Source organism: Streptomyces sp. NPDC055099, from assembly GCF_053607685.1.
The window spans coordinates 192,797-214,689 of record NZ_JBSGUA010000016.1 but is presented as its reverse complement, the minus strand read 5'-3'; the positions used below and the strand labels follow the sequence as shown (position 1 = coordinate 214,689).

The window sequence follows — 21,893 nt, the reverse complement described above, 5'->3', positions numbered from 1 at the left end:
GTAAGTTATCCGGCCGCAGTGACATCTCTGAAGTCCAGAGGTGCTCTGTGTCACTGATGTGACACTTACTGCGCGTCAAATCTGGCCATAGCGGCAGCAATCGCCGCGTAGATAACGGCCACCGTGACCACCAGGGGGACCGATCGCCCGTCAGGCGGCAGCATCAGAGCGGCCACTCCGGCCGCAGCGACGAAAGCGACGTTGAACAGGACGTCGTAGACCGAGAAGATCCGGCCACGGAATCTGTCGTCCACCGCCGACTGCACCACCGTGTCCGTGGTGATCTTCGCGCCCTGCGTCGTCAGCCCCAGCAGGAACGCGGCGATGAGCAGCGGGGCCGGGGTGAACGGGAGGGCGAGCGCCGGTTCCAGGATCGCCGCGGAGCCCGCGCAGGTGACGATCCAACCGGCGGCCGTCAGGCGGCTCACGGCCCAGGGAGTCAGCACGGCCGCAACGAAGAAGCCCGCACCCGAGACCCCCACGGCGAGCCCCAGCAGGGCAAGACCGTCGGGTTCCGAGGACGACCAGGCGTACCGGCAGAGCATCAGGACCATGACCGTCAGGGCGCCGTAGCAGAACCGCATGAGCGTCATCGCGAGCAGCGCGTGGGCGGCCGGGCGTCGCTGCGACAGATGCCTCACCCCGGCCACCAGGTCCCGCGCCGTACCGGAGAGCGCCACGACGAGGCGAGGCTGCACCACCTCCGGATCCGGGCCCAGCAGTTCCCGCGTCATCCGGAGCGAGGCGAGCGCCGCGCACAGATACAGGGCGGCTCCGAGCAGCACGACCGCCGCGTCCGAGTCGAAGCCCACCAGGCGAACGACGAACGCGAGGCCACCGCCCACGGTGGCGGCCAGCGTCCCCGCGGTCGGTGAGAGGGAGTTGGCCATCACCAGGCGCTCGGCGTCGACCACGCGCGGCAGCGCCGCGGAGAGCCCGGCGAGGACGAAACGGTTCACGGCCGTGACACAGAGCGCGGAGGCGAAGAACAGCCAGTCCGGCACACCGCTCAGCATCAGCACCGCGGTCACCGAGGCGAGAGCGGTCCGCAGCAGGTTGCCGTACAGAAAAACCTGACGGCGTGGCCAGCGGTCGAGGAGCACGCCGGCGAAGGGGCCGATCAGTGAGTACGGAAGGAGCAGCACCGCCATCGCGGAGGCGATCGCGCCCGGCGAGGTCTGCTTCTCCGGCGAGAAGACCACGTACGTGGCGAGGGCCACCTGATAGACGCCGTCAGCGCCCTGGGAGAGCAGCCGCACGGCGAGCAGCCGCCGGAAGTCCCGCAGGCGCAGCAGTACGCGCAGGTCACCGACGACAGCCATGATCCCCAGCCTCACATACGAGGAGGGTCCCCGGGCGGATTGCCCGAGGACCCTCAACAGCCGTTCAAGGGGCGAGCTTTAGCGCTCGACCTCGCCCTTGATGAACTTCTCGACGTTCTCGTAAGCCTCGTCGTCGAAGTACTGCACCGGCGGCGACTTCATGAAGTACGAGGACGCGGAGAGGATCGGGCCGCCGATGCCGCGGTCCTTGGCGATCTTCGCGGCGCGCAGGGCGTCGATGATGACACCGGCCGAGTTCGGGGAGTCCCAGACCTCGAGCTTGTACTCCAGGTTCAGCGGGACGTCGCCGAAGGCGCGGCCCTCGAGGCGGACGTACGCCCACTTGCGGTCGTCGAGCCAGGCCACGTAGTCCGAGGGGCCGATGTGGACGTTGTTCTCGCCCAGCTCACGGTCACGGATCTGCGAGGTGACGGCCTGCGTCTTCGAGATCTTCTTGGACTCGAGGCGGTCGCGCTCCAACATGTTCTTGAAGTCCATGTTGCCGCCGACGTTGAGCTGCATGGTGCGCTCGAGACGGACACCGCGGTCCTCGAACAGCTTCGCCATCACGCGGTGGGTGATGGTGGCGCCGACCTGGGACTTGATGTCGTCGCCGACGATCGGGACGCCCGCCTCGGTGAACTTGTCGGCCCACTCCTTGGTGCCGGCGATGAAGACCGGGAGGGCGTTGACGAAGGCGACCTTGGCGTCGATGGCGCACTGCGCGTAGAACTTCGCGGCGTCCTCGGAACCCACCGGCAGGTAGCAGACGAGAACGTCGACCTGCTTGTCCTTGAGGACCTGGACGACATCGACGGGGGCCTCGGCGGACTCCTCGATGGTCTGGCGGTAGTACTTGCCCAGGCCGTCGTGGGTGTGGCCGCGCTGGACGGTGACGCCCGCGTTCGGCACGTCGCAGATCTTGATGGTGTTGTTCTCGCTGGCGCCGATGGCGTCCGAGAGGTCGAGCCCGACCTTCTTGGCGTCGACGTCAAAGGCGGCGACGAACTCGACATCGCCGACGTGATAGTCGCCGAACTGGACGTGCATCAGGCCCGGGACCTTGGCGTCCGGGTCTGCGTCCTTGTAGTACTCGACGCCCTGGACCAGCGAGGCGGCGCAGTTGCCCACGCCGACGATGGCTACGCGAACCGAACCCATTCCGGTTGCTCCCTGTGTGATCTGTGTATTCCGGATGAGACCCCGCGGACCGCGGGGCCTCACTTGGCGGTGTCATCGGACGGATCCGGCGGCGGGTTCGTGTCCCGCCGCCGGGGCAGGCCGCCCGACTCCCCAGATGTGCTGTCGTGCTGAGCGGAGCCGTCCGGGGCGGACCGTTGCTGGTCCCGCCCCGCGCGCTCGCTCTCGATGAGCTCGTTCAGCCAGCGCACTTCGCGCTCCACGGACTCCATTCCGTGCCGCTGCAGCTCAAGCGTGTAGTCGTCCAGGCGCTCCCGGGTACGGGCCAGGGAGGCGCGCATCTTCTCCAGACGTTCCTCGAGGCGGCTGCGACGCCCCTCGAGCACCCGCATGCGTACGTCCCGCGAGGTCTGCCCGAAGAAGGCGAAGCGGGCGGCGAAGTGTTCGTCCTCGTACGCGTCGGGGCCGGTCTGGGAGAGCAGCTCCTCGAAGTGCTCCTTACCTTCCGCCGTCAGCCGATAGACGATCTTGGCGCGGCGCCCGGAAAGAGGTGCCGTGAGGGCCTCCTCGGGGGTGCCGCCCGTTTCCTCGATCAACCAGCCGTTGGCGACCAGCGTCTTGAGGCAGGGGTAGAGCGTCCCGTAGCTGAAGGCGCGGAACCATCCCAGCGAAGTATTGAGCCGTTTACGCAGCTCATAGCCGTGCATCGGGGACTCGCGCAGCAGGCCGAGGACGGCGAACTCGAGGATGCCGGAGCGTCTGCTCATCTTCGCCTCCCGTCTGTCAGCGTCTGTCGACACGGTCTTTATGCCGAGCTGATGTATCGACTCGATACATCGAGACGATAGAACGGCCCGCCTGTTGAGACAAGAGGGGAATCGGTGAACGGCGTCACATCACCGATTCGTAGGAAGTAACTTGCCTGATTTGGGGTGAACTTCTGCGCTAAGAGGGTTTTGACGGTGCGTAGTCTGTGCGCCATGCAGACCGCCGGGAACCAAGTGACGCGTGAGGGCGTCGTTGACCCTGGTGTAGTGCGGATGAGTGCCGACAGCGGCGCATCCGTACTTCGGGGGGACCGGAAACCAGCCGCCGTTTCCAGGCGCGGATACCTGCGCCTGCCCGAGGAGTAATCGTTCGATGAGCGAGCACCGTCGCAAACCGCCGCAGCCGCAGGGCGGCGGACGCGCCGCGGCCAGACGCGGCGTCCCAGGCGCGTCGTCGGGTCGCCGCGCGGCACCGCGTGGCGCCACTGGGTCGCCCACTTCCTCAACCGGCTCGCACGGAGCGGGGGCCCCTGACGACGGGGACCGTTCCTACGGCGGCCGTGCCGAGGCCCGCCGTGCCGCGCAGCGCAGTGGTGCTGTCGGCTCGGGTGGGGGCCGCCGCAGAGCGGCCGATGGAGCCGGCGCCGGGCGCGGAGGCGCCGGAGGCGGCGGGCGCCGTGGTGGTGGCGGCCCGAACGGGCCCGGCCGAGGCCGAGGCCGTGGCGGTCATGAGCCCGGCAAGAAGCGGTTGATCAACTACCCGCGTTCGGACAAGGACGGCCTGCGCCGCTGGGTTCCGTCCTGGCGTCTCGTCACCGGCCTGTTCGTCGGGTTTCTCGGTGGCCTGATGGCGGTCACCGGGATCGCGTACGCCTTGGTGGAGGTGCCGAAGGTCGACGAAGCGGCCAAGGCGCAGAACAACGTCTACTACTGGGCCAACGGCAAGCAGATGGTCGCGACCGGTGGTGAGACGAACCGCCAGATCATCGACTACGACAAGATCCCCGAAGCGATGCGCACCGCCGTCATCTCGGCCGAGAACAAGACGTTCGAGGACGACAAGGGCGTCGACCCCATGGGCATCGCGCGGGCCGTGGTCAACATGGCCAAGGGCGGCGAGACCCAAGGTGGCTCGACCATCACCCAGCAGTACGTGAAGAACGCGCGCCTGGGCGACCAGTCGCAGACGTTCACGCGTAAGTTCAAAGAGCTCTTCATCTCCATAAAGGTCGGCCGGACTGTCAGCAAGGACGAGATCATGGCGGGGTATCTCAACACCGCCTACTACGGTCGAGGGGCCTACGGCATCCAGGCGGCTGCGCGCGCCTACTTCGACAAAGACGCCGCGGACCTGAACCCCAGCGAGTGCGCGCTCCTGGCTACGGTCCTGAAGGGCGCCACGTACTACGACCCGGCTGGCTCTCCTGAGGTTGACCCTGCGGCTTCTCGGGAGGCCAACACCGCGCGTGCAACGAAGCGCTGGAAGTGGATCCTCGACGAGGAAGTCAAGGACGGTCACCTGACCGCCCAGGTCCGGAACAAGTACACGGAGTTCCCGAGGCTTCACAACCCCCGCTCCAACGCTCAGTTGGGCGGGCAGGTCGGTTACCTGGTCGACCTGGCCAAGGCCTACGTGATCAACAACAGCGACGGTCAGATCACGGCCAGCGACCTTCAGCAGGGTGGCTACGAGATCCACACGACCTTCGACAAGAGCAAGGTGCTGAAGCTCGAGAAGTCCGTGGAGAAGGTCCGCAAGGCGAAGATCAAGCCCAAGCTGCGCAAGGACAAGGACACCCACGTCCAGTTCGGTGGCGCGTCCGTGAATCCCAAGGACGGGGCGATCGAAGCCATCTACGGCGGTGAGGACGCGACCAAGCACTTCACCAACAACGCGGACCAGACCGGTGCGCAGGTGGGCTCGACATTCAAGCCTTTCGTGCTGGCTGCGGCTTTCAAGGACGGAACGCGCTCCAAGAGCGGGCCGGCGATCCAGGGCGAGGACCAGCGCACCATCGTCAACCCCAAGAGCCTGTACAGCGGCAAGAACAAGCTCAAGATCCAGAACTACGACGGCACCGTCTGGAAGGACCGGGAAGGCAAGGAGTGGCTGCAGACCAACGACGGTGACGCGTCGTACAACGCGCCGACCTACCAGATCGACCTCCGTGAGGCGATGCGGGAGTCGGTGAACTCGGCCTACGTACAGCTGGGCATGGATGTCGGCCTGGACAAGGTGAAGGAGGCGGCCATCGCCTCCGGCATCAAGGAGAACAGCCTGGCCAGCGCCAACTACCCGTCCTTCTCGCTCGGCACGTCCTCTCCGAGTGCGATCCGTATGGCCGGCGCGTACTCCACCTTTGCGGCCAGCGGCAAGCAGAACGAGCCGTACTCGGTGAAGGAAGTCGAGTACAAGGGCAACACCGTCTACCAGCACGACGCGCAGCCCAAGCGGGCCTTTGACCCGGAGGTTGCCGACAACGTCACCGACGTGCTTCGGACCGTCGTCGAGAAGGGCACGGGCAGCGCGGCCCAGCTGAGCGGCCGCCAGGTGGCGGGCAAGACCGGTACGACTGACGGCAACAAGTCCGCCTGGTTCGTGGGGTACACCCCGCAGTTGTCGACGGCGATCAGCATGTACCGCCTCGACGACGATGAGGGGAACAAGAAGCGCGAGTTCCTGGAGATGTTCGGCACGGGTGGCGAGGAGAAGATCCACGGTGCCTCGTTCCCCGCGCAGATCTGGAAGAGCTACATGGAGCAGGCTCTGAAGGGCGAACGCGCGCTCAACTTCCCGGTCCCGCAACCGATTGGAAGGGTCGTCGGAGAGACTCCGCCCCCGGCCCCGAGCCCGACCCCCTCGAAGACCGAGGAGCCGGAGGAGAGTCCCTCGCCGACTCCCTCGAAAACCAGCCCGTCTCCGACCCCGTCGGACAGCCCTGATCCCGATGAGTCCTGTGCCGAGTGGGACTGGCAGTGCAACAACAACGGCGGTCAGGCGGACGGCGGCACTACCGACGGCAGCACCGGCGGGGAGTCGCCACCGGCCACGGATGAACCGACTGGCGGCGGAGGTAACAACGGGAGCGGTAATGGAGGCTGGCTAGGGGGCCCGGCAGGCTGACCCCCGTGAGTATGTTTCACGTGAAACGCACTGTTTCACGTGAAACATGTGCCATCGAGCGTTGATAAGGGCCGCCACACCGGCATCGGTGTGGCGGCCCTCGCCGTGTTCTCAGGTGCATACGGCAGGATGTGCGGCATGCCCAGTGCAGAGACGACGCGCACGAGCGTGCACAAGACCACTAGTGCACAACAGTCGGAGCCCGTACGGCCGACCCGAGAGGATGAGGTCGCCGCGGCCGGCAGTGAGCTGATCGGCGGACCCATCGGCCGCAGAGTGCTGTACGCGGCGACATGGTGGGCTCCCGTACGCGTCATCGCGCTCGTGGCCATCGGGATGTTCGCGCTCGGCATGGTGCAGAAGATGCCGTGCTACGACGGTGCCTGGTTCCAAGGTGCGAGTTCGCAGTACACGCACGCCTGCTATTCCGACATCCCGCACCTCTACCAGGGGCGCGGATTCGCCGACGGGCTCGTCCCCTACTTCGACAAGCTGCCCGGCGACATGGAGTACCTCGAGTACCCGGTGCTGACCGGCGTGTTCATGGAGGTGGCCTCCTGGCTGACCCCGGGCAGCGGCAGCATCCAGCACCAGGAGAAGTTCTACTGGATGGTCAACGCAGGGATGCTGATGGCCTGTACGGCGGTCATCGCCGTCTGTGTCGCCCGCACCCACAGGCGTCGCCCCTGGGACGGCCTGATGGTCGCCCTGGCGCCCGCGTTCGCGTTGACGGCCACCATCAACTGGGACCTGTTCGCCGTCGCTCTCACGGCCGCCGCGATGCTGATGTGGGCCCGTGGTGGGGTGCTCTCCGCGGGAGTCCTGCTGGGCCTGGCGACGGCGGCGAAGCTGTACCCGGCGCTGCTTCTGGGCCCGCTGCTCATCCTGTGCTGGCGAGCGGGGCGCTGGCGGGCCTTCTGGGTGACGGCCGGGGCCGCGGTCGGTGCCTGGCTCGTGGTGAACCTGCCCGTGATGATCACGCATGACGCGACGGGCTTCCACATCCGCGAGGGCTGGGCGAAGTTCTACACCTTCAGCCAGGAGCGGGGAGTCGACTTCGGATCGTTCTGGCTGATCCTCTCGCAGCGCATGGACGACCCGTTGTCCACGGACACGGTCAACACCCTGGCGACGGCGCTGATGCTCCTGTCCTGCCTCGGGGTCGGCGCGCTGGGCCTGACCGCGCCGCGCCGCCCGCGTTTCGCGCAGCTCGCCTTCCTGGTCGTCGCCGCGTTCATCCTCACCAACAAGGTCTACTCGCCGCAGTACGTACTGTGGCTGATCCCCCTCGCCGCGCTGGCCCGCCCGCGCTGGCGTGACTTCTTGATCTGGCAGGCGTGCGAAGTCGCGTACTTCCTGGGGATTTGGCTGTACCTCGCGTACACGACAAGCGGGGACGCCCATAAGGGCCTTCCGACCGAGGGCTATCAACTCGCCATCGTGGTGCACCTGCTGGGGACGCTGTACCTGTGTGCCGTGGTCGTGCGCGACATCCTGATGCCCGAGAGGGACCCGGTGCGGCGGTCCGGCGACGACGACCCCTCAGGGGGCGTCCTGGACGGTGCACCGGACGTCTTCGTCCTTGGCCAGGCGGCCCATCCGCGGCGGCATGCGGTGCACCTCACCGAGGGCCCCCAGGTGCGGTGGGGAACGAAGCCGACCGACGTTTCACCCTGAGCGAACAGGCTGAGGTAGCCGGGAACGACTGAAGGGCCGGAAGCGACGATGGTCGCTCCCGGCCCTTCAGCCTGCGGTCGGTCCGTCTGTGATCAGCGGTCGACGATGCGGTCGAACTGCGTGGTGGTGTGCCGCAGATGGGCCACCAGCTCCTCGCCCACCTTCGGCTCGGGCGCGTCCGAGGGCACGAAGAGGATGGAGACCTGCATGTGTGGCGGCTCCGCGAACCAGCGTTGCTTGCCGCCCCACACGAACGGCGAGAGGTTGCGGTTGACGGTCGCGAGGCCCGCGCGGGCCACGCCCTTCGCCCGCGGCACCATGCCGTGCAGCGCCTTCGGCGCCTCCAGGCCGACGCCGTGCGAGGTGCCGCCCGCGACGACGACCAGCCAGCCGTCGGACGCGACCTTCTGCTGGCGGTAGCCGAAGCGGTCGCCCTTGGTCACCTGCGTGACGTCCAGGACGGCGCCGCGGTACTGCGTGGCCTCATGGTCACCCAGCCACAGATGCGTGCCGATGCGGGCGCGGAAACGCGTCTGTGGGAACTGCTGCTGCAGGCGGGCGAGTTCGTTGGCCTTGAGGTGGCTGACGAACATCGTGTGCAGCGGAAGACGGGCGGCACGCAGCCGGTCCATCCAGGCGATGACCTCCTCGACGGCGTCCGAGCCGTCGGTGCGGTCCAGCGGCAGGTGGATCGCGAAACCCTCGAGCCGTACGTCCTCGATGGCCGCGTGCAGCTGTGAGAGCTCCTGCTCGCTCACGCCGTGCCGCTTCATCGAGGACATGACCTCGATGACGACGCGGGCGCCCACGAGGCCGTGTACGCCGTCCAGGGACGACACGGAGCGGATGACGCGGTCGGGCAGCGGCACGGGCTCCTCGCCCCGCCGGAACGGGGTCAGGACCAGCAGATCGCCGCTGAACCAGTCCTTGATCCGGGCGGCTTCGTACGTGGTGCCGACGGCGAGGATGTCGGAGCCGAAGCGGGTCGCTTCCTCCGCGAGGCGCTCATGACCGAAGCCGTAGCCGTTGCCCTTGCAGACCGGGACGATTCCCGGAAACTGCTCCAGCACGTGCTTGTGGTGTGCCCGCCAGCGCGCGGTGTCGACATAGAGCGTGAGCGCCATGGCCGGATCCCGGAACCTTTCTCGTGGCTGCGGTGTATCAGAGGTATGAAGACTATTCGGGGTTACGCGAATTGTGCCGGGGCGGTGCGGTCAGCGGCGCGACATGTAGATGTCGAGCGCCTTGTGGAGCAGCTTGTTGAGCGGGAAGTCCCACTCGCCGATGTACTCGACAGCCTCTCCACCCGTGCCCACCTTGAACTGGATCAGTCCGAAGAGGTGGTCCGTCTCGTCCAGGGAGTCGGAGATGCCCCGCAGGTCATAGACGGTGGCGCCGAGCGCGTAGGCGTCCCGGAGCATCCGCCACTGCATCGCGTTCGAGGGCCTGACCTCACGGCCGATGTTGTCCGAGGCACCGTAGGAGTACCAGACGTGCCCGCCGACGACGAGCATCGTCGCCGCGGACAGGTTCACGCCGTTGTGCCGCGCGAAGTACAGCCGCATGCGGTTGGGGTCCTCGGAGTTGAGGGCCCGCCACATCTGCTGGAAGTAGCCCAGCGGCCGGGGGCGGAACTTGTCGCGGATCGCGGTGATCTCGTAAAGGCGCTGCCATTCGGCGAGGTCCTCGTAACCACCCTGGACGACCTCGACGCCGGCCTTCTCGGCCTTCTTGATGTTGCGTCGCCAGAGCTGGTTGAAGCCCTTGAGGACCTCGTCCAAGGAGCGGTTGGCCAGCGGCACCTGGAAGACATAACGCGGCTGTACGTCACCGAAGCCGGCGCCGCCGTCCTCCCCCTGCTGCCAGCCCATCTTCCGCAGCCGGTCGGAGACTTCGAAGGCACGCGGCTCGATGTGCGAGGCCTCGACGTCCCGCAGGCGCTTCACGTCCGGGTTCTGGATGCCCGACTTGATCGCGGGAGCGTCCCAGCGCCGGATGACGACCGGCGGGCCCATCTTCACGGAGAAGGCGCCCTGTCGCTTCAGATGCGCCAGCATCGGCTGCAGCCAGTCGTCCAGGTTCGGCGCGTACCAATTGATGACCGGGCCCTCGGGAAGGTACGCGAGGTAACGCTTCACCTTGGGCAGCTGTCGGTAGAGCACCAGGCCCGCACCGACGAGTTCGCCGGTCCGGTCGTCGAACCAGCCCAGGTTCTCCGAACGCCATTCACTCTTCACATCCGCCCATGCCGGGACCTGGCAATGACTTGCCGACGGCAGGCTCTGGATATACGCCAGATGCTGCTCGCGACTGATGGTCCTCAGGGTCAGACTCATTCGGGGCGCTCCTCGGGCTGGTGTGTCCCCATGGGTACAGGGGCTCCGGCTCTCGCGCCGAAGCCTACTGTGCCCCGAGAGCGCCCCGTCTGGGCGTACGGAACCTTGGCACCCGGCTCAGGTGCGCCGGGGGCGTTCGGGGGTGGCTACCAGAGCCCGCCGAAGAGTCCGCCGTGGGCCATACCCAGGAAGAATCCGACCGCCGAGGCCCCGAGGCCGAGGATCAGGCCGAAGCGCTCGCGGGTCGTCTCGGAGATGAACTGTCCCCAGGCACCCGTGGCGATTCCCACCAGACCGGCCCATGAGCTGAGCAGGTGGAGGTTGTGGAACATCGCCGTGACGAAGGCGATGGCACCCAGGAGCAGGGTCACGCCGAGCAGCGTGTCCTGCATGGGATGGGCCTTGCCGTCCGTGGCGAAGAGAGAGCCCGCGGTATTCGGTCGCAATGTCTGTGCCATGAGGCACCTCCTGCGGAAGGCGGCGCATCGTAGCGCCATACACACCCGATGTGTACAGATTCTGCCCGTCCGCGGCCGGATTTCAACCGGAAGCCTAGGTGCGGGTACTCTGTACCGTCTGCACCGGTGTCTGCCCAGGCCATGGCAGGGACTCCCGATCGGCTCAACGATCGGGGAGCCCGATTGTCAGTGGCTGCCGATACCGTTGCGTACGCATCACGACCCTCCTGCCACGGAACGACCGTGGCCGCTGAGTCCAAAGGAGGTGGGTTCCACATGCGTCACTACGAAGTGATGGTCATCCTCGACCCCGATCTCGAGGAGCGCGCTGTCTCCCCGTTGATCGAGAACTTCCTCTCCGTCGTCCGTGAGGGCAACGGAAAGGTCGAAAAGGTCGACACCTGGGGCCGTCGTCGTCTCTCGTACGAGATCAAGAAGAAGCCCGAGGGCATCTACTCGGTCATCGACCTGCAGGCCGAGCCTGCGGTCGTCAAGGAGCTCGACCGCCAGATGAACCTGAACGAGTCGGTCCTCCGGACCAAGGTCCTCCGTCCCGAGACCCACTGAGCTTCCCAGCTCAGCGGTATTCGGGATCCGAGTAGCAGCAGCAAAAGCAGCCAGCAGCAAACCCGCCGAGAGGTTCCCCCATGGCAGGCGAGACCGTCATCACGGTCGTCGGCAATCTTGTCGATGACCCCGAGCTGCGCTTCACCCCGTCCGGTGCGGCGGTCGCGAAGTTCCGTGTCGCGTCCACTCCCCGCACCTTCGACCGTCAGACCAATGAGTGGAAGGACGGCGAGAGCCTCTTCCTCACCTGCTCGGTCTGGCGTCAGGCGGCGGAGAACGTCGCGGAGTCGCTCCAGCGAGGCATGCGCGTCGTCGTGCAGGGCCGGCTGAAGCAGCGGTCCTACGAGGACCGTGAGGGCGTCAAGCGCACGGTCTACGAGCTGGACGTCGAGGAAGTGGGCGCCAGCTTGAAGAACGCCACGGCCAAGGTCACCAAGACCACCGGTCGAGGCGGCCAGGGCGGTTACGGCGGCGGTGGCGGCGGCCAGCAGCAGGGCGGCGGCAACTGGGGCGGCGGCCCCGGTGGCGGCGGTCAGCAGCAGGGCGGCGGCGGTGCTCCCGCCGACGACCCCTGGGCGACCGGTGCGCCGGCCGGCGGCGGTCAGCAGGGCGGCGGCGGTGGCTGGGGCGGAAGCTCCGGCGGCAGCGGCGGCTCTGGCGGCGGCTACTCGGACGAGCCCCCCTTCTAGGCCTCAGGGCCAAGGGTGGGCCGTTCCCACACTTCTTGATCACACAGGAGAAACACCATGGCGAAGCCGCCTGTGCGCAAGCCTAAGAAGAAGGTCTGCGCATTCTGCAAGGACAAGGTCACGTACGTGGACTACAAGGACACGAACATGCTGCGGAAGTTCATTTCCGACCGCGGCAAGATCCGTGCCCGCCGCGTGACCGGCAACTGCACGCAGCACCAGCGTGACGTCGCCACGGCCGTGAAGAACAGCCGTGAGATGGCGCTGCTGCCCTACACGTCCACCGCGCGATAAGGGAAGGGTGACCGACTAATGAAGATCATCCTCACCCACGAGGTCTCCGGCCTCGGTGCCGCCGGCGAGGTCGTAGACGTCAAGGACGGCTACGCCCGCAACTACCTGATCCCGCGGAACTTTGCGATCCGCTGGACCAAGGGTGGCGAAAAGGACGTCGAGCAGATCCGTCGTGCTCGCAAGATCCACGAGATCGCGACCATCGAGCAGGCCAACGAGGTCAAGGCCAAGCTCGAGGGCGTCAAGGTCCGTCTGGCCGTCCGCTCCGGCGACGCCGGTCGTCTCTTCGGTTCCGTCACCCCGGCTGACGTCGCTTCGGCGATCGAGGCTGCCGGTGGCCCGAAGATCGACAAGCGCCGTGTCGAGCTGGGCTCGCCGATCAAGACGCTGGGCGCCCACGCGACGTCCGTGCGTCTGCACCCCGAGGTTGCCGCTCAGGTCAACATCGAGGTCGTCTCCGCCTAAGCACTGCGCTTGGCAGGGCTGAAGCAAACGTTGGGCCGCACCCTCAGGGTGCGGCCCAACGTGTTTCACAGGCAGGGTGTTTCACGGGCGCGCTGTTCATGGGGCTGTTTCACGTGAAACAGCGGGACGGGCGTCAGCGGGTGGCGCCGGTAACGATCCAGTGGCCGGAGCGCGTACGCAGCCAGAGAGTCACCATGCGGACCGCCATCATGAGGGTCATCGCTCCCCAGACGGCGGTCAGTCCGCCCCCGAGGGTGGGCACGAGGAGCGCCACCGGAGCGAAGACCGCCAGCGTGGCCAGCATGGCCCAGGCCAGGTACGGGCCGTCTCCGGCGCCCATCAGGACGCCGTCGAGGACGTAGACGATGCCGCAGATCGGCTGGGAGATGGCCACCACCACCAGTGCGGGAAGGGCCGCGTCCTGGACGACGGAGTCGCTGGTGAAGAGCGGGATGAACAGTGGCCGGGCAAGGACGACCAGCACACCGAGGGCGACGCCCGAGGCGATGCCCCACTGCACCATGCGACGGCAGACGTCGCGTGCTCCCTGTGGATCGTTCGCGCCGAGGTAGCGTCCGATGATGGCCTGGCCCGCGATGGCGATGGCATCGAGCGCGAAGGCCAGAAGACTCCACAGGGACAGGATGATCTGGTGGGCGGCCACATCGGCGTCGCCGAGGCGGGCCGCCACCGCGGTCGCGATCATGAGGATCGCCCGGAGCGAGAGCGTACGGACGAGAAGCGGGGCGCCTGCTTGGGCGCAGGCCCTGATGCCGGCGGCGTCGGGGCGCAGGGAGGCGCCGTGGCGTCTGGCCCCGCGGACGACGACGAAGAGATACACGGCGGCCATCGCGCACTGGGCGATGACGGTTCCCCAGGCGGAGCCGGCGATGCCCAGACCGGCGCCGTAGACGAGGGCCACGTTGAGGACACCGTTGGCCACGAAGCCGCCGATCGCGACGTACAGCGGGGTCTTGGTGTCCTGGAGCCCGCGCAGGACACCGGTGGAGGCCAGCACGACGAGCATGGCGGGGATGCCGAGCGAGGAGATGCGGAGGTACGTGATCGCGTACGGCGCCGCCGTGTCCGAAGCGCCGAAGAGCTCCACGAGCGCGGGTGCGGTGGGAAGAACGACGGCGATGACGGCGGCCCCGAGCAGCAGGGCCAGCCAGATGCCGTCCATGCCCTGGCGGATGGCGGCCTGGAGATCCCCGGCGCCCACCCGCCGGGCGACGGCGGCAGTGGTCGCGTAGGCGAGGAAGACGAAGACGCTCACGGCGGTCGTGAGGAGTGCCGAGGCGACGCCGAGACCGGCCAGTTGGGCGGTGCCGAGGTGGCCCACGATGGCGCTGTCGGCCATCACGAAGAGAGGCTCGGCGACGAGCGCGCCGAAGGCGGGAACGGCGAGGGCGATGATCTCTCGGTCATGCTGTCGCCGAGCGGCCTTGGGTGCCGCGGGAGCCTGTGTCATGGGCACCAATCTAATCTTCCACAGGTAAGAGATGCAATGCCCCTAAGACCCTTACCTGGTCTCGAGTCGGACACTCTTCGAGGCGCTGTTCGGCAGGATCTTGGTCCGACTGGGGAAGTTTTTCTTCTGCACAGCCGGTGGATGGGAAAGGTGCAGGTCAGGGCGGGTTTCTGGAGAACGCTGAGTGCTTGTTCACAGGGCTGTCCACCGAGCCGTGCACAGGTTTGGCGGGGTTCTCCACAGCAACGCGCCCGTCATCCACACCGCCTGTGGATAACCAGATTGGCTGACGGTGCCCACGGGCCTACCGTGGGGCGGCGCCCCCCTCGTGATCCGGCCTCGGAAAGCCCGTAAAACCGACGCGTCAGAACCGGAGTTGGGCCGCTTATTTGTCAGTGTCGTGCCGTAAGAAAGAAGGGCACGGCGAGGTCCGCGCGGCGGACGTGAGGGAGGTGGCCCGGTGAGTATCTCCGAGCCCTTGGACGACCCCTGGGCCGACAGCGGTCCCAGTGACCGTCTGCCCGCCTCCCGACAGCGCCGCGACGGAGGCAGAGGCCGCGACGAGCAGCACGAGCGCGGCCGCGAAAGCGGTGGCTGGGACGGCGGTGGCACCGCCTTCGAGCGCGTACCGCCGCAGGATCTCGACGCCGAGCAGTCGGTGCTCGGCGGCATGCTGCTCTCCAAGGACGCCATCGCCGATGTCGTCGAGGTGCTCAAGGGCCACGACTTCTACCGGCCCGCGCACGAGACGATCTACACGGCGATCCTTGACCTGTACGCCAAGGGGGAGCCGGCCGACCCGATCACCGCGGCGGCCGAACTCACCAAGCGCGGTGAGATCACGAAGGTCGGCGGGGCGTCGTATCTGCACACCCTGGTGCAGACGGTGCCGACGGCGGCGAACGCCGAGTACTACGCCGAGATCGTCCACGAGCGGGCGGTCCTGCGTCGCCTCGTCGAGGCGGGCACGCGCATCACACAGATGGGATACGCGGCCGACGGTGACGTCGACGAGATCGTCAACAGCGCCCAGGCCGAGATCTACGCGGTCACCGAGCAGCGCACCAGCGAGGACTATCTGCCGCTCGGCGACATCATGGAGGGCGCGCTCGACGAGATCGAGGCGATCGGCTCGCGCAGCGGCGAGATGACCGGTGTGCCGACGGGCTTCACGGACTTCGACTCGCTGACGAACGGCCTGCACCCGGGCCAGATGATCGTCATCGCGGCCCGCCCCGCCATGGGTAAGTCCACGCTGGCCCTCGACTTCGCGCGCGCCGCGTCGATCAAGCACAACCTGCCCAGCGTCATCTTCTCCCTGGAAATGGGGCGCAACGAGATCGCGATGCGTCTGCTGTCCGCGGAGGCCAGGGTGGCGCTGCACCACATGCGCTCCGGCACGATGACGGACGAGGACTGGACGCGGCTCGCGCGGCGGATGCCCGAGGTCTCGGCGGCCCCGCTCTACATCGACGACTCCCCGAACCTGTCGATGATGGAGATCCGCGCGAAGTGCCGCCGTCTCAAGCAGCGAGCCGACATCAAGATGGTGATCATCGACTATCTGCAGCTGATGCAGTCCGGTGGTTCCAAACGCGCCGAGAGCCGCCAGCAAGAGGTCTCGGACATGTCGCGAAACCTGAAGCTGCTTGCCAAGGAGCTAGAGGTTCCGGTCATCGCGCTCTCGCAGCTGAACCGTGGTCCCGAACAGCGCACGGACAAGAAGCCTCAGGTCTCCGACCTGCGTGAATCCGGCTCCATCGAGCAGGACGCGGACATGGTGATCCTGCTGCACCGCGAGGACGCGTACGAGAAGGAGTCACCGCGCGCGGGCGAGGCGGACATCATCGTGGGCAAGCACCGTAACGGCCCGACGGCGACGATCACGGTGGCCTTCCAGGGTCACTACTCGCGCTTCGTGGACATGGCGCAGACGTAGCGGTTCCGCTTGATGGGGGCCGGTCCGCGTAGCGGGCGGCGATCGTCGCGGCGCGGTCGCGCAAGGCGGTGCGCAACGACATCGGGGACAACGCTTCCGCGTCCGTGCCGAGCTGCCACAGCGCCCATTCGGCATGGCGTGAATCCTGGTACGTCACCTCAAGCCGCAGCCAGCCGTCTGCCTCGGGCTCTTCGGCGCGGACCGCCAGCGCCGTACTCAGCAGATCATCGCGGCGCTCAGGGCTCACCCGTACCAGCACGGCGATATGACCGTCGGACAGAAACCGCGCACAGCGTTCCCGCCATGCCTGTTCCAGATCGACCTGGTTCGGTCGCTCTGCCGGTTCGTGGAGCTCGTCGGCGGCGAGTATGCGCGACAGCCGGTAGGTGCGGTCCGCGCCGGACCTCCTGGCCAGCAGGTAGCCCCGGTCGCGCACGGTGACCAGGCCGATCGGGTCCACCGTGCGCCACTGCGGTGGCTGACCTGTGGCCGCGTAATGGATACGCAGCCTGTGCCCGGCGAGCACCGCGCGCCTGACCTCGATCATGGTGGTGTCGGGTACCTCCTCAGTGACCGGTCGCCGCGAGAGGAGGTCGGTCTCCGGCTCGACAAGGATCCGCCGGGCGGCGTCGCTCGCCGAGGCCTGATGGCTCTCGGGCAGCGCGTCGACCACCTTGCGCATGGCCGAGGCGAGCGCCGAGCCGAGGCCGAACGTCTGCTCGCCGCGCCCCGATCCGGCGGTCAGCAGGGCGAGGGCCTCGTCGTGATTCAGGCCGGTGAGCTCGGTCCGGAAACCGGGCAACAGGGCGAAACCGCCGTGCCGTCCGCGTTCGGCGTAGACCGGGACGCCTGCCGCGGACAGCGCCTCGATGTCCCGCAGCACGGTGCGGGTGGACACCTCGAGCTCGCGAGCCAACGTGTCCGCGGTCAGTCGGCCGCGCTGACGGAGCAACAGCACCAGCGAGACGAGTCGGTCGGCGCGCATACGAGAACCCTCTCAAATACATGACCGAGGATGTCGTGAATTGTTGCGAGGCTCCTGAGCACCGACGTCACCGATGGCCTTCAGAGTGCCGCCGGACGTACGTGTTCGCCATGAATCGAATGGAGCTGATGTGGCAATGGAACGAACGGCAGTCAATCCGGTGACGTGGTCGGTGGAGATGGGATTCAACCAGGGCGAGGTCGTCTCCGGGCACACCCGGACCCTGTACTGCTCCGGGCAGACCGCGATGAGCGATGACGGCAAGCCCCAGCATGAAGGTGACATGGCCGCTCAGTTGGCGCTGAGCCTCGACAACCTGGAGGCCGTGCTCGGCGCGGCGGACATGTCCCTCGCGAACCTCGTCCGGCTCAACGTGTACACCACCGACGTCGACCTGCTGTTCCCGCACTACGGCGTGCTGGCGTCGCGGTTGGGCGTTGCCGGGGTGGCACCGACCACCACGATGCTCGGCGTGACACGGCTGGCGATCCCCGGTCAGATGGTCGAACTCGAGGGCACTGCCGTCGCGTGAGGCGACCTGCGAGCCGCGCCGGGTAGGGCTTCCGCCGGTGCGGCATGGGGTTCTGGCGATACGTCAGGTCAGGCACCGAAAGGCATCGCCGAGGGTGGCCAGGCCCTCGGCGATGTCGGTGGCGGTGGGGGCGGCGTAACCGAGGACCAGGCCGGGGCGGTGCGGTCGCTGGCTGTGCCAGGACAGGGGCTGGACCTTCACACCGCGAGCCAGGGCCGCGGCGGCGAGCTCCGTGTCACGGAAGTCCGCGTCGAAGGTGATCGTCAGGTGCAGGCCCGCCGCGGCGCCGTGCACGACGGCTTGGGGCAGATGCGTCCTGACGGCGGCGATCATCGCGTCCCGGTGGCGGCGGTGGCGGCCGCGCAGAAGGCGCAACTGGCGTTCCAGGGCGCCCGATTCCATCAGCTGGGCCAGGACCAGCTGGGGCAGTACGGCGTTGCCGAGATCGGCGAAGCGTTTGGCGGCCACCAGCGCGTCCCGGTACCTCGGCGGCGCGAGGACCCAGCCGATGCGCAGCGCCGGAGCGAGCAGCTTGGACACGCTCCCGGCGTAGCAGACGTGCTCGGCGAGCAGGGAGCGCAGGGCGGGAACCGGTGAGCGGTCGTAGCGGTGCTCGGCGTCGTAGTCGTCCTCGATGATCAGCCCGTCGCGCTCGGTGGCCCAGCGCATCAGGTCCCGCCGCCGCTCACCCCCGAGCACCACGCCGGTCGGGAACTGGTGTGCCGGAGTCAGCAGTACCGCGGGGGCGTTCGTGGCACGCAGCTCGTCGACGCGGATGCCGTCGGCGTCGACCGGGACCGGCGGGGTGTCGAGGCCGCCGTTGCGCAGGTGCTGACGGGCGCCGAGTGAGCCGGGGTCCTCCACGGCCACCGTACGGATGCCGTCACCGTGCAGCACCTGGCCGAGCAGGGTGAGGGTCTGTGCCGTGCCCGCGACGATGACGACATCACCCGGGTCGGCACGAGTGCCTCGGTTGCGGGCCAGCCAGTCGGCCACGGCGGCCCGCAGCGACGGGGCCCCGCGTGGATCTCCGTACCCGAGAGCCGAGGACGAGAGCTCTTTGAGGACGGCGCGTTCGGCGCGCAACCAAGCGGCGCGGGGGAACGCGGCGAGGTCGGGCATGCCGGGAGAGAGGTCGATCCGGGCCGGAGCGTCCCGCAGCGCGTCGTAGATGTCCGTGCCGGGTGGGGCGCCGAACAGGGCGTCCGGCGGTGAGAGAAGGGGGCCCTCGGGAGTGGCGGGCCGCGCCGTTGGCGGTGCGGTGGGCCAGGCCTTCGCCGGTGCGTCAGGACGGGCCTGCGCCGGTGAGTCGGGCCGGGCTTTGGCTGTCGAGCTGGGCTGGGTCTTCGCCGCTGAGCAGGGCCGGGCCGGCGTCGGTGCGGCTACCACCACGGTGCCGTTCCGCCCGCGTCCGGCGACATGGCCGTCCTCGCTCAGGCGCTGATAGGCCTCGGTGACCACGCCACGGGACACGCGGAGTTCGGCCGCAAGGACGCGGGTCGCCGGGAGTCTGCTGCCGACCGGGAGGTGGCCGTCCGCTATCGCGAGGCGGAGGCGCCGGGCCAGCCAGTCCGCGCGACCGCCCACGGGGGCATCGGCGATGTTCAGCTGGAGGAAGTCCGCGCCGACCGGGGTTTCGTGCGTTATGGACCGGTCGATGGCGCGGTCATTGGACCTGTTCACCGGGCCATAGTGGCAGCAGGGTGAAGCCATGCAGACAGCAGCAGCCGCATCCGACGTCCCCCTCACAACGACCCTGGCTCCCGCCGCCCGCCCGGCAGTTGACTACGTGCATGGGTACTCCCACCGCGAGGCACGCAGGCTGGGGGACCAGGCCGACACCCTCGCCGCGCTGCTGCACGACGGCACGGCGTATCCGGCGGGAAGCCGGGTCCTGGAGGTCGGATGCGGCGTCGGAGCCCAGACCGTCCACCTGATCGACTCCAGCCCCGGGGCTCACTTCGTGGCCGTCGACCGGTCGGCTGAGTCGCTGGCAAAGGCCCGCGCCCGTGTGACGGCACACGCGCCGGAAGCACATGTGCGGTGGCGCCGTGCCGACCTCTTCGCTCTTCCCTTCCCGGATGCCGAGTTCGACCACATCTTCGTCTGCTTCGTACTGGAGCATCTGGCCGCCGCACGGCAGGCGCTCGCCGGACTGCGGCGGCTGCTGCGGCCGGGCGGGACCCTCACCGTGATCGAAGGGGACCACGGGTCGGCGTTCTTCCATCCCGACAGCGCCTACGCCCGCACGGCGATCGACTGCCTGGTCCGGCTCCAGGCCGACGGCGGGGGGAACGCTCTGGTCGGGCGGCAGTTGCAACCGCTCCTCGCGGAGGCCGGTTACGACGGTGTCCGGGTGCGGCCCCGCACCGTCTATGCGGACCGGACCCGCCCCGAGCTCGTCGAAGGCTTCACGCGCAGCACGTTCATCGCCATGATCGAATCCGTCAGGGACGACGCGCTGGCCTCGGCCCTCATCACCGAGACCGACTGGGACCGCGGGATCGCCGACCTGCGCAGGACCGCGGAGGACGGCGGGACCTTCCACTACACGTTCTTCAAGGCCACGGGTACGCGTCCTGAACAGCGGTGAGCTACAGCGGTCAGCGGAAATGGCTCGACGCGCGGCTTCTCCACAGGTGGACTAGGGCCATGACATCACCGCGTGAAGAGTTGCTGCCCACCACCCGTCGAGCCTTGCTGCACCGCGTCGCCACCGCTCAAGCGGAGGGGAGGGCGCCCTCGCTCGTCGCTTCGGTGCTCAGGGACGGTGAGTTGGTGTGGACCGAGGGCCGCACGTGCGTCGAGGGGCACGCGCCGGACGAGAACGTCCAGTACCGCATCGGCTCGATCACCAAGACGTTTACGGCGGTGCTGGTGATGCGGCTGCGCGACGAAGGCGCTCTCGACCTCTCCGATCCCCTGGAGAAGCATCTTCCGGGTACGGACGCGGGCGACGTGACCATCGCGGAACTCCTCGCCCACACCAGCGGTTTGGCGGCTGAGACGCCGGGTGAATGGTGGGAGCGTACGCCCGCTTCGCAGCGCCCTGAGCTTGGTGACGTGCTGGGTGAGCAGCCCTTCAAGCACCCCACCGGGCGCCGGTTCCACTACTCGAACCCCGGCTACACGTTGCTCGGTTCGCTGATCGAGGCGCTGCGGGGAGAGCCCTGGGAAGCCGTGTTGCGCCGCGAGATCCTGGAGCCGCTGGGCCTGGACCGTACGAGTGCGCAGCCGCAGGCCCCGCACGCGGGTGGCTGGGCCGTTCACCCGTGGGCGGACGTGATGATGCCCGAACCGGCGGAGGACCTGGGTCTCATGGCTCCGGCCGGGCAGCTGTGGTCCACGACGGCGGACCTGGGGCGTTTTGCCGCCTTCCTTCTGGAGGGCGACGACCGGGTGCTGTCCGCCGGCACGGTGCGGGAGATGCGGGAACCCGCCTCGCCCCTGCAGTCGGGGGACTGGGACGTCACGTACGGCCTGGGGACGCAGCTGATCCGCGGGGACGGGCGCACCTTGGTCGGGCACGGCGGGTCGCTGCCGGGCTTCATGGCCGGGTTGTGGGCGAGCGCGGAGGACGGCCTGGTGGCGGTCACGCTGACCAACTGCACCTCGGGCCCCGCCGTGACGGCGTTGGCCTTCGACCTGCTGAAGATCGTTGCCGAGGCCGAGCCTCGTATCCCCGAGGCATGGCGCCCCCTGCCCGAGCTGGACAAGGGTCTGCTGGAGCTGGCGGGGCCCTGGTACTGGGGGACGAGCACCTTCGTGCTGCGGCCGAAGGGCGACGGTGCTCTGGAGCTGGCGCCTCTTGCGGGCCGGGGCCGCGGCTCGAGCTTCCGACCGAACGGCGACGGGACCTGGACCGGGCTCCACGGTTACTTCGCCGGGGAGCAGTTGCGGGCGGTGCGGCGGCCCGACGGGACGGTGAGCCATCTCGACCTCGGCTCGTTCTTCTTCACCCGGGAGCCGTACGAGGCGGGGACTCCTGTGCCGGGCGGGGTGGACCCGGAGGGGTGGCGCGGGCTTCCTTCGTAGGACCCTTACAGGGCCTGTGAGCTGGTGGGGGGGGGGGGGTTTTCGGGTGAAAAACACGCCGCGCGGGGAGCGCAACAAGCGGGGAGGAGATG

20 protein-coding genes are annotated in these 21,893 nt (G+C 68.1%); 10 read left to right on the top strand and 10 right to left on the bottom strand.

Annotated features, from left to right (window positions below; genetic code table 11):
- Positions 1-65 precede the first annotated feature (65 nt).
- The 4 genes from ACWFRU_RS33130 to ACWFRU_RS33115 form a co-directional block, all read right to left on the bottom strand.
- On the bottom strand, positions 66-1,322 hold the full coding sequence (locus ACWFRU_RS33130; protein WP_453691831.1) for an MFS transporter: 1,257 nt from the start codon (positions 1,320-1,322) through the stop codon (positions 66-68).
- A gap of 78 nt (positions 1,323-1,400) precedes the next feature.
- The gene (locus ACWFRU_RS33125) at positions 1,401-2,483 is read right to left on the bottom strand and encodes an inositol-3-phosphate synthase (protein ID WP_453691830.1); all 1,083 of its coding nucleotides are present in this window, start codon (positions 2,481-2,483) and stop codon (positions 1,401-1,403) included.
- A 59-nt stretch (positions 2,484-2,542) separates the two neighbouring features.
- Complete coding sequence (locus ACWFRU_RS33120) at positions 2,543-3,229, bottom strand: helix-turn-helix transcriptional regulator (RefSeq protein ID WP_453691829.1); 687 nt, start codon at positions 3,227-3,229, stop codon at positions 2,543-2,545.
- A 502-nt stretch (positions 3,230-3,731) separates the two neighbouring features.
- A complete protein-coding gene (locus ACWFRU_RS33115) occupies positions 3,732-3,959 on the bottom strand; it encodes a hypothetical protein (protein ID WP_453691828.1) in 228 nt (75 codons plus the stop codon).
- 18 nt (positions 3,960-3,977) lie between these two features.
- On the opposite strand from ACWFRU_RS33115, the gene ACWFRU_RS33110 reads away from it, so the two are divergent.
- Positions 3,978-6,353 (top strand): transglycosylase domain-containing protein, encoded by a 2,376-nt coding sequence (locus tag ACWFRU_RS33110; protein ID WP_453691827.1) that lies wholly within the window; start codon positions 3,978-3,980, stop codon positions 6,351-6,353.
- A gap of 129 nt (positions 6,354-6,482) precedes the next feature.
- Complete coding sequence (locus tag ACWFRU_RS33105; RefSeq protein ID WP_453691826.1) at positions 6,483-8,030, top strand: glycosyltransferase family 87 protein; 1,548 nt, start codon at positions 6,483-6,485, stop codon at positions 8,028-8,030.
- Between the two features lie 92 nt (positions 8,031-8,122).
- Here ACWFRU_RS33105 and ACWFRU_RS33100 read toward each other — a convergent pair whose 3' ends face one another.
- The 3 genes from ACWFRU_RS33100 to ACWFRU_RS33090 all read right to left on the bottom strand — a co-directional run bounded on the left by ACWFRU_RS33100 (position 8,123) and on the right by ACWFRU_RS33090 (position 10,824).
- The gene (locus ACWFRU_RS33100) at positions 8,123-9,154 is read right to left on the bottom strand and encodes an alanine racemase (protein ID WP_453691825.1); all 1,032 of its coding nucleotides are present in this window, start codon (positions 9,152-9,154) and stop codon (positions 8,123-8,125) included.
- Between the two features lie 90 nt (positions 9,155-9,244).
- Entirely contained in the window at positions 9,245-10,366 is a 1,122-nt protein-coding gene (locus ACWFRU_RS33095; protein ID WP_361828908.1) for a lipid II:glycine glycyltransferase FemX, read from the bottom strand.
- A gap of 146 nt (positions 10,367-10,512) precedes the next feature.
- Positions 10,513-10,824 (bottom strand): hypothetical protein, encoded by a 312-nt coding sequence (locus tag ACWFRU_RS33090; RefSeq protein WP_453691824.1) that lies wholly within the window; start codon positions 10,822-10,824, stop codon positions 10,513-10,515.
- A gap of 276 nt (positions 10,825-11,100) precedes the next feature.
- On the opposite strand from ACWFRU_RS33090, the gene rpsF reads away from it, so the two are divergent.
- The 4 genes from rpsF (at position 11,101) to rplI (ending at position 12,839) form a co-directional block, all read left to right on the top strand.
- Entirely contained in the window at positions 11,101-11,391 is a 291-nt protein-coding gene (rpsF, locus tag ACWFRU_RS33085; protein ID WP_006604399.1) for a 30S ribosomal protein S6, read from the top strand.
- An 80-nt stretch (positions 11,392-11,471) separates the two neighbouring features.
- Positions 11,472-12,080 carry a single-stranded DNA-binding protein gene (locus ACWFRU_RS33080; RefSeq protein ID WP_453451487.1) on the top strand — a complete coding sequence of 203 codons (609 nt, stop codon included), beginning with the start codon at positions 11,472-11,474 and terminating at the stop codon, positions 12,078-12,080.
- 57 nt (positions 12,081-12,137) lie between these two features.
- Complete coding sequence (rpsR, locus tag ACWFRU_RS33075; RefSeq protein ID WP_003949403.1) at positions 12,138-12,374, top strand: 30S ribosomal protein S18; 237 nt, start codon at positions 12,138-12,140, stop codon at positions 12,372-12,374.
- A gap of 18 nt (positions 12,375-12,392) precedes the next feature.
- Positions 12,393-12,839, top strand: coding sequence for a 50S ribosomal protein L9 (gene rplI, locus ACWFRU_RS33070; protein WP_190082966.1), 447 nt, complete (start codon positions 12,393-12,395; stop codon positions 12,837-12,839).
- 133 nt (positions 12,840-12,972) lie between these two features.
- Here the strand turns inward: rplI and ACWFRU_RS33065 are convergent, their stop codons facing one another.
- Positions 12,973-14,310, bottom strand: coding sequence for an MATE family efflux transporter (locus ACWFRU_RS33065; protein ID WP_453691823.1), 1,338 nt, complete (start codon positions 14,308-14,310; stop codon positions 12,973-12,975).
- A gap of 460 nt (positions 14,311-14,770) precedes the next feature.
- Here ACWFRU_RS33065 and dnaB point away from each other — a divergent pair, with 460 nt between their 5' ends.
- Positions 14,771-16,249, top strand: coding sequence for a replicative DNA helicase (gene dnaB / locus ACWFRU_RS33060; RefSeq protein ID WP_363210311.1), 1,479 nt, complete (start codon positions 14,771-14,773; stop codon positions 16,247-16,249).
- Here the strand turns inward: dnaB and ACWFRU_RS33055 are convergent.
- Positions 16,194-17,234, bottom strand: a complete 1,041-nt coding sequence (locus ACWFRU_RS33055; protein ID WP_453691822.1) for a helix-turn-helix transcriptional regulator — start codon at positions 17,232-17,234, stop codon at positions 16,194-16,196. The two genes, dnaB and ACWFRU_RS33055, sit on opposite strands and share 56 nt — an antisense overlap.
- A 136-nt stretch (positions 17,235-17,370) precedes the next feature.
- Here ACWFRU_RS33055 and ACWFRU_RS33050 point away from each other — a divergent pair, with 136 nt between their 5' ends.
- Positions 17,371-17,766 carry a RidA family protein gene (locus ACWFRU_RS33050; protein WP_453691821.1) on the top strand — a complete coding sequence of 132 codons (396 nt, stop codon included), beginning with the start codon at positions 17,371-17,373 and terminating at the stop codon, positions 17,764-17,766.
- 63 nt (positions 17,767-17,829) lie between these two features.
- Here ACWFRU_RS33050 and pdxR read toward each other — a convergent pair whose 3' ends face one another.
- Complete coding sequence (gene pdxR / locus ACWFRU_RS33045) at positions 17,830-19,449, bottom strand: MocR-like pyridoxine biosynthesis transcription factor PdxR (protein WP_453691820.1); 1,620 nt, start codon at positions 19,447-19,449, stop codon at positions 17,830-17,832.
- A 28-nt stretch (positions 19,450-19,477) separates the two neighbouring features.
- Between pdxR and ACWFRU_RS33040 the strand changes: the two genes are divergently transcribed.
- Together ACWFRU_RS33040 and ACWFRU_RS33035 are read left to right on the top strand one after the other, a co-directional pair.
- On the top strand, positions 19,478-20,359 hold the full coding sequence (locus tag ACWFRU_RS33040; RefSeq protein WP_453691819.1) for a methyltransferase domain-containing protein: 882 nt from the start codon (positions 19,478-19,480) through the stop codon (positions 20,357-20,359).
- Positions 20,360-20,418: 59 nt separating this feature from the next.
- Complete coding sequence (locus tag ACWFRU_RS33035) at positions 20,419-21,801, top strand: serine hydrolase domain-containing protein (protein ID WP_453691818.1); 1,383 nt, start codon at positions 20,419-20,421, stop codon at positions 21,799-21,801.
- Positions 21,802-21,893: the final 92 nt, after the last annotated feature.

Bases quoted from the DNA above. Each gene is read 5' to 3' on its own strand.
- rpsF (WP_006604399.1), top strand. From the start codon at position 11,101: ATGCGTCACTACGAAGTGATGGTCATCCTCGACCCCGATCTCGAGGAG.
- ACWFRU_RS33035 (WP_453691818.1), top strand. From the start codon at position 20,419: ATGACATCACCGCGTGAAGAGTTGCTGCCCACCACCCGTCGAGCCTTG.
- ACWFRU_RS33095 (WP_361828908.1), bottom strand. From the start codon at position 10,366: ATGAGTCTGACCCTGAGGACCATCAGTCGCGAGCAGCATCTGGCGTAT.
- ACWFRU_RS33080 (WP_453451487.1), top strand. From the start codon at position 11,472: ATGGCAGGCGAGACCGTCATCACGGTCGTCGGCAATCTTGTCGATGAC.
- ACWFRU_RS33050 (WP_453691821.1), top strand. From the start codon at position 17,371: ATGGAACGAACGGCAGTCAATCCGGTGACGTGGTCGGTGGAGATGGGA.
- ACWFRU_RS33065 (WP_453691823.1), bottom strand. From the start codon at position 14,310: ATGACACAGGCTCCCGCGGCACCCAAGGCCGCTCGGCGACAGCATGAC.
- ACWFRU_RS33090 (WP_453691824.1), bottom strand. From the start codon at position 10,824: ATGGCACAGACATTGCGACCGAATACCGCGGGCTCTCTCTTCGCCACG.
- ACWFRU_RS33125 (WP_453691830.1), bottom strand. From the start codon at position 2,483: ATGGGTTCGGTTCGCGTAGCCATCGTCGGCGTGGGCAACTGCGCCGCC.
- ACWFRU_RS33115 (WP_453691828.1), bottom strand. From the start codon at position 3,959: ATGACCGCCACGGCCTCGGCCTCGGCCGGGCCCGTTCGGGCCGCCACC.
- ACWFRU_RS33100 (WP_453691825.1), bottom strand. From the start codon at position 9,154: ATGGCGCTCACGCTCTATGTCGACACCGCGCGCTGGCGGGCACACCAC.
- ACWFRU_RS33105 (WP_453691826.1), top strand. From the start codon at position 6,483: ATGTGCGGCATGCCCAGTGCAGAGACGACGCGCACGAGCGTGCACAAG.
- rplI (WP_190082966.1), top strand. From the start codon at position 12,393: ATGAAGATCATCCTCACCCACGAGGTCTCCGGCCTCGGTGCCGCCGGC.
- ACWFRU_RS33040 (WP_453691819.1), top strand. From the start codon at position 19,478: ATGCAGACAGCAGCAGCCGCATCCGACGTCCCCCTCACAACGACCCTG.
- rpsR (WP_003949403.1), top strand. From the start codon at position 12,138: ATGGCGAAGCCGCCTGTGCGCAAGCCTAAGAAGAAGGTCTGCGCATTC.
- ACWFRU_RS33130 (WP_453691831.1), bottom strand. From the start codon at position 1,322: ATGGCTGTCGTCGGTGACCTGCGCGTACTGCTGCGCCTGCGGGACTTC.
- ACWFRU_RS33055 (WP_453691822.1), bottom strand. From the start codon at position 17,234: ATGCGCGCCGACCGACTCGTCTCGCTGGTGCTGTTGCTCCGTCAGCGC.
- ACWFRU_RS33120 (WP_453691829.1), bottom strand. From the start codon at position 3,229: ATGAGCAGACGCTCCGGCATCCTCGAGTTCGCCGTCCTCGGCCTGCTG.